Annotated in this window: 12 protein-coding genes and 1 tRNA gene; 5 read left to right on the top strand and 8 right to left on the bottom strand. The window is 40.6% G+C overall.

The features are described from left to right. Positions 1 to 60 precede the first annotated feature (60 nt). The 5 genes from K1X76_10955 to K1X76_10935 form a co-directional block, all read right to left on the bottom strand. On the bottom strand, positions 61 to 537 hold the full coding sequence (locus K1X76_10955) for a response regulator (GenBank protein MBX7149586.1): 477 nt from the start codon (positions 535 to 537) through the stop codon (positions 61 to 63). 121 nt (positions 538 to 658) lie between these two features. Beyond that, positions 659 to 862, bottom strand: coding sequence for a hypothetical protein (locus K1X76_10950; protein ID MBX7149585.1), 204 nt, complete (start codon positions 860 to 862; stop codon positions 659 to 661). Then, positions 799 to 1,641 carry a shikimate dehydrogenase gene (gene aroE / locus K1X76_10945; protein MBX7149584.1) on the bottom strand — a complete coding sequence of 281 codons (843 nt, stop codon included), beginning with the start codon at positions 1,639 to 1,641 and terminating at the stop codon, positions 799 to 801. The genes K1X76_10950 and aroE overlap by 64 nt, the downstream gene beginning before the upstream one ends. A 5-nt stretch (positions 1,642 to 1,646) precedes the next feature. Next, positions 1,647 to 2,597, bottom strand: a complete 951-nt coding sequence (locus K1X76_10940; protein ID MBX7149583.1) for a bifunctional riboflavin kinase/FAD synthetase — start codon at positions 2,595 to 2,597, stop codon at positions 1,647 to 1,649. 154 nt (positions 2,598 to 2,751) lie between these two features. Further along, positions 2,752 to 2,833 (bottom strand) — tRNA-Leu (locus K1X76_10935). Between the two features lie 178 nt (positions 2,834 to 3,011). Here K1X76_10935 and K1X76_10930 point away from each other — a divergent pair. Next, positions 3,012 to 3,170 carry a hypothetical protein gene (locus tag K1X76_10930; protein ID MBX7149582.1) on the top strand — a complete coding sequence of 53 codons (159 nt, stop codon included), beginning with the start codon at positions 3,012 to 3,014 and terminating at the stop codon, positions 3,168 to 3,170. 21 nt (positions 3,171 to 3,191) lie between these two features. Here the strand turns inward: K1X76_10930 and K1X76_10925 are convergent, their stop codons facing one another. The 3 genes from K1X76_10925 to K1X76_10915 form a co-directional block, all read right to left on the bottom strand. After that, positions 3,192 to 5,933, bottom strand: coding sequence for a 1-acyl-sn-glycerol-3-phosphate acyltransferase (locus K1X76_10925; protein MBX7149581.1), 2,742 nt, complete (start codon positions 5,931 to 5,933; stop codon positions 3,192 to 3,194). A 108-nt stretch (positions 5,934 to 6,041) separates the two neighbouring features. After that, a complete protein-coding gene (locus tag K1X76_10920; protein MBX7149580.1) occupies positions 6,042 to 7,046 on the bottom strand; it encodes a flippase-like domain-containing protein in 1,005 nt (334 codons plus the stop codon). 99 nt (positions 7,047 to 7,145) lie between these two features. Continuing rightward, positions 7,146 to 7,400, bottom strand: a complete 255-nt coding sequence (locus tag K1X76_10915; GenBank protein MBX7149579.1) for a hypothetical protein — start codon at positions 7,398 to 7,400, stop codon at positions 7,146 to 7,148. A gap of 208 nt (positions 7,401 to 7,608) precedes the next feature. Here K1X76_10915 and K1X76_10910 point away from each other — a divergent pair, with 208 nt between their 5' ends. The 4 genes from K1X76_10910 (at position 7,609) to K1X76_10895 (ending at position 12,185) form a co-directional block, all read left to right on the top strand. Continuing rightward, on the top strand, positions 7,609 to 8,466 hold the full coding sequence (locus K1X76_10910) for a TIGR02147 family protein (protein ID MBX7149578.1): 858 nt from the start codon (positions 7,609 to 7,611) through the stop codon (positions 8,464 to 8,466). Positions 8,467 to 8,590: 124 nt separating this feature from the next. Then, positions 8,591 to 9,703, top strand: a complete 1,113-nt coding sequence (locus K1X76_10905) for a hypothetical protein (protein ID MBX7149577.1) — start codon at positions 8,591 to 8,593, stop codon at positions 9,701 to 9,703. A gap of 367 nt (positions 9,704 to 10,070) precedes the next feature. Beyond that, complete coding sequence (locus tag K1X76_10900) at positions 10,071 to 10,925, top strand: TIGR02147 family protein (protein ID MBX7149576.1); 855 nt, start codon at positions 10,071 to 10,073, stop codon at positions 10,923 to 10,925. Between the two features lie 111 nt (positions 10,926 to 11,036). Next, positions 11,037 to 12,185, top strand: coding sequence for a hypothetical protein (locus K1X76_10895; GenBank protein ID MBX7149575.1), 1,149 nt, complete (start codon positions 11,037 to 11,039; stop codon positions 12,183 to 12,185). Positions 12,186 to 12,387 lie beyond the last annotated feature (202 nt).

Here is a 12,387-nt window from a genome sequence, read left to right as displayed (position 1 = left end):
TCAATGGATAGAAGATGTGTAGTTTTTCCATCTACTATTTACCATTCACTATTCACTTCTTCAAAGATTCCACACATACAGACGTTCGCTTTTTTCAACCTGAGAAATATCACCTGTATTTTCGCCAAGCATCGAGAGGAAGCTTTCGAGGTTTTTTAAATTTTTATATGGTTTGGGAATAATATGTAAAAACCCATCCTCCATGGCTGTATCTACCAGCTGCGGCATATGGCCCGTTGTTAAAACGGTTTTAAGTGTAGCATTAATTTTAAGCGCGCGGCGGATGAGCTCTAAACCCGACATGGCTGGCATGGCTAAATCGGTAAGCAAAATATCGGCTCCGTCTTCGGCTAAAGTTTCAAGGGCCTGATGCGGATCAGTTTCGATGATCATTTTATAAAATGGCAAATGACTTTGAAAGCGCTTCCAAAAACGAATTAATATGGGATCATCCTCCACAACTAACAAGCGTTTGGTGCCAAGCCCCATGATGCGACGGCTTTCAGGCGTTAAATTTTCGATATAAGACAATTCCATACCTACTTCATAAAGCAAGGCTTATGCCAAAATGGTCAGCGTTTAAATTTTTATAAGCTATTGATTTATAAAGTGAATTTTAAATGACTTTTTTAAAGAAAAAGGAAGCGATAGGAAAAAATTACAGAACAAACGAGAGAAGCAGGCTGGTTACGATACCCAAAAGGGCCACTACAAACATGACAATCACAAGCTTTTTTTCATCCTCATGAGGTTTGGCATGCTTTGAGCCAATGCGGGCCGAGTGACTTTTAAGCTCTTTTAAAAGAGTGTGGCCTGTAAATGTTGTTTCATCGGTGAAACTGGCGGCTGTTTGTTTGTCCATAAAGTAAAGGCTAAAACCCCTTGATAGAGGAGCATACCCCATCCTGGATGTGCTTTAAGTTTTAGCCGACGAGCTGCACTAAGTAAAGGGGTAATGAGAGGAGTATAAACAATGTCGGATACCAGGGCTTTCTTTTTTAAAAGTTCCAAAGGAAGTACCGTCATGGGTGTTCCATTTAACCCCATCGATGTGGTGTTGATCAACAGATCACAATTTTTAAACACAGGGTTAGGAATAAGATTTAACCCATAGGCTTCAATGCTTACTTTGGGAAATAACTGTCCAAATTCTTTAGCCAGTTGTTGGGCTTTTTCAAGCGTGCGATTTACAATACATAACGAAGCACATTTACCGCTGAGCACACCATAAATAACTGCGCGCGCCGATCCACCGGCGCCCACTACCACCACATTTTTACCTTTTACGTTAAACCCGGCCTCTTTTTTGAGGCTCATCATGTAACCAGCGGCATCGGTATTATGCCCATGCAATTTACTGCCTTTTACTACAATAGTATTAACCGCCCCAATGGCTTTGGCTGTGGGCGAAAGGGTGTGCATGAAGGGAATAACAGCTTCTTTATGCGGGATGGTCACGTTAAGCCCTACAATGTTTTTTTGTTTTAAATTTTTAATAGACAAAAAGGATACGAGCTCCTCGGTTTGAAGTTCAAAAGGCATGTAGAGATACGGCATTTTTTTAGCGGCAAAGGCAGCGTTATGCATGATGGGCGACAGCGAATGTTTGATGGGATTACCAATGATGCCGACGATTTTCATAAATATTAGATAATTAGTGAAACTTGTTTGCTGGCTGCTAAAATTTTTTGAGCTTTAGCAATATCCTTTTCAATTTGCTTAAAAAGTTCATTGCTATCGCTAAAGGTTTTTTCGTCGCGTATTTTTTCTATAAAATGAATACGGATATTATGTCCGTAAATTTCTTTTTTAAAATCTAAAATATGGGTTTCGATGGAACTTTCGGCATTTTGAAAGGTGGGATTAAAACCAATATTGGTTACGCTCTTATAAAGCTGATCGCCTACTGATGTACGTGTTACATACACACCAGGAGGTGGCAGCAATTTATTGTGTGTTTTTACATTGGCTGTTTTGATGCCCATGGCCCGCCCGCGCTTAAACCCCGGGATCACCTCGCCATCAATAAAAAAGGCACGTGTGAGTAATTCGGATGCCTCGCGCATTTTGCCTTCACTTACAAAGCGACGGATAAGGCTAGAAGACGACAGCGTGTTTCCCTTCATGCAGGGATCTATAATTTTAAGATCAATTTTGTTTTTGTAGCTTAATATTTCCAAATTTTCAATATTACCGGCACGGCGTGCTCCAAAGGTAAAATCGTACCCAACGGTAATAAAATGTGGTTTTAAACGTTTTACCAAAATTTCATCAAAAAACTTTTGGGGTGATAGTTTGGCAAAGTTTTTGTTAAATTTTTCGGCTACCACATAGTCAAGCCCCAGTTTTTCCAAAATTTCCATTTTTTGGTCAAAAGTATTGATAAGAGAAGGTGCTACTTTGGGTGCTAATACCGAAACAGGGTGAGGGTTAAATGTATACAGTAGGGCTGGTAGTTTGCGCTTTTTGGCTTCTTTTAAAAGACCTTTAATAATGTGCCGATGTCCCAGATGAATGCCATCGTAGTTACCCATAGTAAGAACACAGCCTTTTTTAAGGAGGGCTTTGGCATCGGCTGAAGAGGTGAGGACTTTCATATTTTTGCGCCCTCCCCCTTGGGGAAAGGGTTAGGGAGAGGGTTCTTTTCATTTTCGGTGTTATGCATAAAGGCCCTTAACCTTCAGGTTAAGGACCATTTTTACTAAGTCCCCAGACCCGCCTTACAGGCGGGGCTGGAGACGTAAGTAAAAATGGGCGGAGGGGGACTTGAACCCCCACGAGTTGCCTCACTGGATTCTAAGTCCAGCGTGTCTGCCAATTCCACCATCCGCCCGCAATTACCCGTTTTATGGTAAATTTGGGTCTGGGGCAAGCACCAAGATAAGTATGACTTATTGCGTCATCTCTTTTTTGTTTCCAAAGCAACTTTTTTAAAATATTGCCGATAATAACTATAGATGAAAAAGTATTCTTCCATTTTTGTTTTTCTCCTTTTTGTTGGGGTGGTTTTTATGCATACGGCGTGTTCTCAAGGCGAGGACACGCCGTATAATTTGTTGCCTGCTGATGGCGACGAGGAAGCAACTCCCACGCCTGATGAAGATTGTGCCGATAACGAATTTGTAACAGCCGATTGCGTAGAGTTTGAGCAAGACTTGGCTGATGAGTAATTTTATCTTGAAAAGAAAAATCTAGTGAAGATCGGGTGTGGTTGGTTCAGGCAATAATGGTACTTCCTGCTGTATAGGAGGTAAAGTTTTCTTAGCCCCTGTTAATTTAAGCAATCCCTTTAAAATATTTTCCCACTGAATAATTGTTTGTTCATCGTAATTGCGGCTTACTAATTTTGCATCGTCGGCCTTTATCAGGCCTAAGTCTTTATATACCGTTAAGGCGTTGTGAATGTTAGATTGAGAAAGCGATTCCGAATAATGAAGCGCTCCTTTTAAGTAAAAAAGATGGCCTTTGGCCAGAATATCCAATTCCAATTTCTTTTGATCCATTTGCTCAAATGCCATGTTTTTAATGTAGGTAAGCGTAATAAGGCTAGCTTCAAAAAAGTCGTCTAAAAGTGAACTAAAGAGGTAAAATGAAGATGTTAAACGGCAACTGTCAAAGCATACCTCGGTAGTATCTGGATTATAGGTGAGTAGCTTTTCCTGTTCATAAAAACGGATTACCTTTAAAATATGCTCTTCTAAGGTAGTGCGTTCGCTAAAAGTAAAGTCGTGACGGAGCAATGTTTTGAGCATTTCGTACTTCTTTTTAATTTCTTCTAAGGTAAGTGTATTGGACGTTGCGTTTTCTAATATTTTAGACACGCATGCGAGCGACACATAAAAATGGAGCGCGGTATTTTTATGATAATCAAGCATCATGCGCTTGGGGGTATCTAAAGTATAAAACTCTTCTTCAAAATCACGATAATGTGAAATTGTTTTTTCCATCGACAGCTTGCTTAAGGCATCTTGATAGGCTCGTGTTTCGTTTAAGCGCACCACATCGGTAAGACGGGCACCTTTGTAATCGAGATAATTTTTTAAGTGACGGATACGATCAAATAAATCACGCGATAAAATACCTTTTTCGTTAAACGACAAAAGCGCCGTAGCTACAAGCGAAGTAGATGTTACCACCGATACACGGTTGATATCGTATGTCATTTTATAGGCAAACTGTTCTACAGCACGGCGATGTTCGTCTATGTTTTGATTTTCGGGCAAAATATTTTTTTCGTCTAAAAAGCTTTTAAGCGATACGGGTTCGGCAAAGCGAATAAAAACTTTTCCATATTTTTTATTAAATTTATCGCCAGCCTTAATAATACCCACCACGTTTTCTTTTTCCTTTTCGGCGCCCTTTAATTCGCTCATGTAGCTTTTTTGCTCCATAATGCGTTCGTAATGAATAGAAATGGGCACAAAATAAGCATCGGGTGTGGCTCCGTCTAAATAGCCCTGCATGAGCATGGATAAAATACCCATTTTGGGTTTTAAGAGTTTGCCGGTACGTGAACGCGTGCCTTCAATAAAAAATTCCATGGTATAGCCTTCACGCATGAGCAGTTTAAGATAATGTTCCAATACTAATTTATATGTTTTATTGCCGCCAATGGTACGTCGTATATAAAAGCCTCCGCCGTGGCGCACAAAATTAGTTACGGGCCAAAATTTGAGGTTAATGCCGGCGCAAATGTGTGGCATTGTTAAATCGTAATTATAAAAAATATAGGAGAGTAACAAATAATCGATATGGCTTTTGTGCGAGGGAACAAGAATGATGGGGTATTTACCGGCAATCTTTTTAATGCGCGATAATCCTTCGGTATCAATATCTAAGCCGTCGTAAATGTTTTTGGTCATCCAATGGATGGCGGCGGAGTAAAAGTCCACATAGTTGTAATTAAAGTCGGCCGCTATTTCCATAAAGTAGCGGTGTACGGTCTTTTCTATGTCTTCACGTTTTTGCCCCGTTTCCAGGCATAATTTTTCTAAATCGTCCTTAAAGTTTTTATTGCGCAGCATTTTGTCTAAAAGTTTTTCGCGTTTTACCAAAGCCGGGCCTGTAATACTGCGGCGTTCTACCATAAGGCGTTCCATCAAAATATTTTTTAACTTGCTGGAAAGTGTGATGTCGTCATCGTCTGGATTTTGGGCAATAAAATCTTTTAAGTTAAGAGCTTCTCCAAATTTAACGGTAGCTTTTTTGCGGTATAAAAATAAAAACATTACAAATTTTCGAAAGCGTCCCGGATTTGTTTTTTCACCAAAGAGAGCGTCAATAATAGATTTGTTTTCTTTTTCGGGATGACGGCTATACAAAAATTGTTGGGTTACCAAATAAACCGGCCTCAAGCTTTTGCGGGCGGCTTTAATGAGAGGCGGGATAAATTCAATAGGGTCGTCTGTGTTGCCAAAAATCAGTTCGCGCGACACACGTAAATTTAAAAGCGGTGAGTTCCCATTGGCAATTAAGTATTCCAGAAATCCGCTGTTAAGAGGGTCTTCTAGTAAGCCGCGTTCGTAATAATAATTGAGACGGGCAGCAAGTGAGGTTCTAAAGTCTGAAAATTTTCTCCAGTACAGCGTGTGGGCGCTGTTGGCAAAGTGGGCCAGTGGAATATTTTCTTTAATAAAGAGATGATTAAAATAGCTGTACTCGAGTTGCCCCTGGTTTTTCATAATATAAACCAAGGTTCCGGTTTCCGATAATTTTTTAAGATTATTAAGCTCGATAGGATCGACGTTTACTTTGTTGAAGTAGGGAGAAAAAATAAGGCGATGCCAAAAGTTAAACTTTTGCACCATTCCCGAAAAATACGGGTCTTTAACAAACACCCCTTTAAGTTTATTGACGTAATCTGGACGGCGTGCCGTGTAGGCTGTAAAGAAGGGCTTAATCAGGTTTAAGAAGAAAAGGCCTATCTTTTTCATGATGGAATATCTTAGGCTCTTATGAGGTAAAAGTGAAGGTAATTTTTTGGTATTTTTTTAAATGATTCCAGCAAGTTATACAGTTGTAAGCTGGTGGGTTTAATCTTTTTATTTTGAGTGAGAACGCTGAGATGAAGAGAGTGCCTGCACTTTCCATACGATCAATCCAATCCCAATCCAAACCAAGGTGCGAAATCGTCTAACAAGTTGAATGGCAAGTCCTTGTACCGGTGCGTGTCCCATTAAAAGAAAAAGGGCGCCAAAGGCTCCTTCCATCACACCCAGGCTTCCAGGAATAAAAACGAAGACAAAGTTTACCAGTACGTTGGCTGTGGCCAGAATAAAGGCTTCGTTAAATGAAAGGGTAATGTGCAACATTTGGGCAATAACATAAATTTCTACTACGCCGCACAGGCGGGCTAATACGTGATGGAGTGTTGAGGTGTAAAAATGTTTCCGATCGTTTCGGTAAAACTGAGTAATACGTTGGTCGAGCTCGGTAATTTTTTCTTGGATATGATCGGCCATGTGCTTTTTAAAGCCTAGCTTATGAAGTGCGCGAGATAAAAACGCAAAAACACCTTGCTGTTGGCGGTGTAAAAAAAACCATAAAAGGCTCGTAATGGCAAAGGCTACTAACGGGAAAACAATTTTCCACTGAGGCGGTAAGTCTAAAAATAAAAAACTGCTGATGAGGCCCAGTAAAATAAAAATTACTACCGCTACCGTTTGAATGGTTCGGTCTAGTACTACCGAGGCAGTAGCTGCTGTACCGGGGATGTCTTTATTTAAAAGATAAATTCTAAGAGGATCGCCTCCCATAAAGCTAACAGGAGTTACAGTATTCAGAGCTTCTCCAGCAAGCTTGATGCGCAACAGAGCAATGAATTTAATTTGATGTTTAAAGCCGGCCAATACCTCGTGCCAGCCGTAGGCCTGAAAAGAAAACCAGCTTAGCGGGATGGTAATAATAGGAATCAGTTCCCAGCCTAATTGTTCATAAAGTTTTAAAAGATTGTTAATTCCAAAGCCATGAATGAGTTTAATTAAAAGAGCAGCGCCCAAAATTGTGAAAAGAAGAGGAAGGATTTTTTGGATTGTCCTTTTAGTCATGGTCTTGGGTATCAAAGACAATCTATTGCGTCAAAAGAAAAACCCACGATCCAATATGGGCAAGTGGATCGTGGGTATGGGCTTTATGGAGGGAGACTATTAATGTTTATCGGAACGACCTTTTTTAGATAAGGCCTTCATTGTATTTTCGGTAAATGAGCTGCGCTGCGATTCCGGTAATTTTAAAAGGTCGATAAGCTCTTTAATATAAGCTTTATTTCTTAAAATAGTGGCCTGCGCTTCTTCGTTTTCATTTTTCCCGGCCGCTTTTCCCAATAATGTTTTTAATTCACGGTTGATATTGGGGTTGGTGCTGGCTAAAGCGTTTAACAAGTAAAAATTAATGTTCGACATAAAATCTCCCTTTTTAATGTAGCCCTTAATTAGCCTACACATACTTTATCGTTTGTAGATCCCCCAGAGTTGTTCTTTTTACAAAATAGTGCGCACATTTGTGCACATTATTGATTTTACTATATAAAAAAACCATTGTTTTTCAATAAGAAATGCATACAATATTAATTGGGCAAATAAAATTTGTGCACAACCTCTGGGAGGGGTCATGGGCAACGTGCAGGAGTTAAAACCTGTTAATATCTATAGTTATGTTGATTATCGGCTGTATTTAAAGGCGATGCGCGAGCACCTTAAAAGTACAACCGCACACTTTTCCGACCGTTATTTTGCGGCTTTGGCGGGGCTGGGTTCTAGCAGTTATTTTAGAATGGTTTTGGAAGGAAAACGTAATTTAAAAAGTATAACGGCCACCAAATTTGCCCAAGGGCTTAAACTCAATAAAAAAGAAACTCGTTATTTTGAACTGATGGTGCTCTTTAATCAGGCTAAAACCGAGGCCCTGCGCGACCAGTATTTTGCTGAAATGATGGCGTTAGCACCTAAGATACGGGCACAGGGCATTCAAAACGATCAGTTGGAATATGTTAAAAACTCCCTCTACGTGATCATCCGTGAAATGTCCATTTTACCTCACTTTAAAGATGATCCAGTCTGGATTGCCGAAAATCTTTATAAAAATGTAAAGTCTGCTCAGGTGGCCGAAGCTTTGGCGTTGTTAGAGCGTTTGGGGCTTGTCACACGTGATCAAGATGGGCGTTTAAGGCATACGCATAAAGCCTTAGAATCGCCGCCCGATACAACAGCGAGTGAATACATTAGTTATCATCGTCAGGCCTTAACCGATGCCAAAGAAGCCATTACCTATGCGCCCTATATGTTGTGGGATGCCAGTAGCAAAACGATTGTTGTTTCTAAAAATAAGATTCCACAAGTCATGAAACGTTTACGCGAGTTTCAGGATGAACTGGATATTCTTTTGCAAGAAGATCCGGCAACTTGTGACGAGGTGTTTCAAATAAACATGCAGCTCTTTCCGGTAACACGGACAAAAGTAAAAAGGTAAGTAATTTCATATGCTTACAAATAACGGTTTTTTAACAGTTTTTTGGGGTTTTAAAGCACAAAAATCTTGGCTCGCTAACATGTAATGGCTACAATAGACAAAGGCGGGTAGGGAGTGATTGATCATGACAAGTTTAAAGAGTTTTTGCTTGGTACTGGCCTTATTGTACACTCTTGCTAGTTGTGCTGGTGGAGCAACTTCTTCGGGTGATTCTTTAGGGGTCGCTCACCAAGAGCCCATCATGGGCACCACCATTTTTAAGCCGCTTCCCAAAGAATTTCATCCACTTTCCTTGTTCGATAAATTTCTTTTTAAATTTGTGTCATCTACAAACCCCGATGCACGGGTGTGGTTTGATAATTTTAATCCTACAAAACCGCTGGATATTACTTTTTATCGCAGCCTTATTTTTCAGGGGCAAGTTTCGGCAACGCTTGATGTAGTAAACGAAGTGGTGATGGAGGCTTTAACGACTAACAAAGATCCGCTTACCTCAAATGATGTTGTGATTGTTGAGCTTGCAAGGCCCATTAATTTTTTACGAACCGATTTTGTTTTGGATGTTCAATTAAAGCGTGTAAGCGATGACAGTTTGCGTGTCTATTTTGTAAACCGTAATACTCAGGAAATTATTGGAACGTATGTTTTACAATTTAATGAAGCAGGTGATTTTATTAAAGGTGTGTTTGCTTTTGTAAATCCTAAGGCCCTGGCAGATCCTGCGTTAAAATTGGGGCGAACCGTTACATACTCTTTTGATGTCTCGCAAAAAGATGTTTATTACGCGGTAGCCAAAGCCGACCTTTATGATTTTACAAACAATCTTTATTACACCAAAAAAGTAAGATCTGGTTGTTATGTGGATGCTAATGAATGTCGCGGTGATTATGCCGAAATTATAACGCCCAGCCCCACGCGTACTGTTAACGAAAATAGATTGGCTCATTTTTCATATGCGGATGGAACGGATGCCTGTTTTTCTCAAGTAGATTACACAGCTGCAGGCGCTGTGCCACGCAATAGTTATGCGGTAGATGAGAATGGTTTAACGCAAAGTTCCTGCCCTTATCTGGCTCCTTCGTGGGCTACTACTTTACCTGATCCTTCTGGATTTTTAATGCGTGTGGAGGACACCAGCCCCGAAGGTGGAGATGCCAAAGCTTTTTATGGCGATGGACATTCTACCGAGGGTTGGGACAAGCTGACACTACAGCTTGTGGATGAGATGATGAAGTAACTGCATATTTTGGTGAATGGTTACTCCAATCATTTTGTTTAGCTTCATCTTAATTCAGTGAGTAATTGAGAGTGTGGAGACTGATCCTATATATTTTTCTCTTTCTTATTAATTCAAAAAATAACCTCGCCCCCGGGCTCGTTGGGGCGAGGTTTATTAAAAATAGACAAACTTTTTATAGTCTTGCCAACTACAGTAATTATCGGATTGCGTGGGGCTGAAGTTTCTAGAGCTTTATAAATAACGTACACAAATGTGTGCATTGTGCGCTGGTAAAATACTGAAAATACGTCTTTCATTATGAGGTTAAAGCCGTTACCATATAAAAGTAGGTTAAAAAAAGTGCTCAGGGGTGGGCTTATACTGAATGAGTAATGCCGAGGTAAAACCTGTTAGCATTTACGATTATATCGATTACCGCCAGTATTTATTGGCTATTCACGCTTATCTAAAAAGGACTCAGCCTAAATTTTCGGATCGTTACTTTGCCAAAATGGCTGGAATTCCATCGAGCAGTCATTTGCGCTTGGTGTTGCAGGGTAAGCGTAATTTAAAAGCTTCTACTGCTTCCAAATTTGCCTTGGGTTTAAAATTAAGCAAAAAAGAAACGCGCTATTTTGAAACTATGGTGCTGTTTGCCCAAGCCAAAACTGAGGCCGATCGTGACCGTTATTTTGGGGAGCTGGCCGAGTTTAAGCCCAAAAAGCGTGCTGCCAGCATTACGGCCGACAAGGTAGAGTATGCGGCTAATAGTCTCTACGTTATTTTGCGCGAAATGACTGTATTGCCCGGTTTTAAGGAAGACCCTCTTTGGATATCCAATAAATTGTATAAGGCTGTGACGCCTCTTGAGGTGAAAGAAGCCTTATTGCTGCTGGAACGGCTTAAACTTGTAAAGCGTGATGCTCAAGGAAAATTAGTGCATTCACGGCAGCCTCTCGAATCACCACCCGATGCCAAAATAAAAGATTTTATTCATTATCATCGCCAGGTTTTAAGCGAAGCCAAAGAAGCTATTACCGATGCGCCCTTTAACGATTGGGATGTAAATAGTAAAACCATTGCTATTTCAAAAGAAATGTTGCCGGAAGTGATGAAAAAGATGCGCGAGTTTCAGGACGATTTGGATAAGATGCTGCAGAAGAAGCCATTTGATTATTACGATGTTTTTCAGATGAATATGCAGCTTTTTCCGGTAACACGGGTTAAGGGTGAAAAATAAAAGTTAAGATTATGAAATTATTGCATTTTTATTTTAGATTCTTTTAATAAAAATATTGGCAGCCGCACTGAGAGCGGTTACAATTTTAAACTGGGTACTGGATTACAATATATGAAGTTTTCGATCTTCCGTTTATTCATTTTTATTTTATCTTTTTCGTTTCTTGTGGCCTGTGGGGCGGGTTCGCAGGGCCTACTCCCCAAGGAAAATACGCCATTAACTTCTGGCTCGCAGTTTGAGGAACCCGATGAAGGGATTGGTACTACCATTTGGAAGCCGGTAACAAACGAGATTATTCCTTCGTTTATTAAAAAGCAGTATCTCAAATATTTTTTACCGCTGGCCGCTTTCGATGTTACGAACTGGCAGGAAAATTATGTGTCCAAAAAACCGGAAGACATTATTTTTTTCAGAAGCCTCATGTTTCATGGAATGGTTTCATTAGCCTTTGATCATTTGGGTATGGAGGTAAGTGAGTCATTTTTAAAATCTGGAATTACCGAAATTGGTGAGTCAACACTAAAATTCAGTTTGTTAAATCCGGTTCGATTTATGCGGGTGGATTTAACGCTGGATGTTGAAATTAAGTTAGAACCAGGGACTACAGATACTTTACGTTTATATTTTATTAACCGCAACACCGGTCTGATTGTGGGTACTTATTTAATTACAACCGATGCCCAGGGCAATGCCGTAAAAGGTTTAATAGCTTTTGTAAATCCCGATACCTTTACAGACCCTGTGTCGCGTCTACCGAGGGCTCTATTTTTTGTTTACGATTTTTCAGATCCTGAAAAACCTCATTTTATTACATCCACCGATCAGTATGGTATTGAAGAAGGCTATTACTATGCAAAAAAACTGGAACAGGTTTGTTATGAGGCCGATCAAAAATGCCGTGCTGAATATGTAGAAATAAATTCTCCGTCGCCAAATCGAAGCATTAATTATGACGATATTGCCCATTTTTCGTATGCCAGTAACGAAGATGCTTGTATGGTTTTACCGGTTTATCCCACTGGTGGTGCTGTGATAGCTGGAAAGTCTTATAAAATTGATACCCAGGGTTTAACCGAGAGTACCTGCGATTATTTACCACCAGATTGGGCATTATATAGCCCTTTACCCAGAAAAATACTTTCCCGTTACGACGATACCAACCCCGCCGGTGGCGATGCCAAAGCATGGTTTATCGATGGTGTGTCTAAAGATGGCTGGAATAGCCTTAATTTAAAAACGATTGAAGAGTGGATGAAGTGACCAGCCCCGCAGGGGCGTTGAGGGGGAGGCTCCATCCGGCTATGCTGGTGGAGGGGGCGACGCGAGCCCCTGTAAATTGAAGAGTGGATGAAGTGACCAGCCCCGCAGGGGCGTTGAGGGGGAGGCTCCATCCGGCTATGCTGGTGGAGGGGGCGACGCGAGCCCCTGTAAATTGAAGAGTGGATGAAGTGACCAGCCCCGC

It is taken from the genome of bacterium (genome assembly GCA_019695305.1).
Lineage (GTDB): Bacteria > UBA10199 > UBA10199 > UBA10199 > JAIBAG01 > JAIBAG01.
This window is presented reverse-complemented; position numbering and strand designations above follow the sequence as displayed.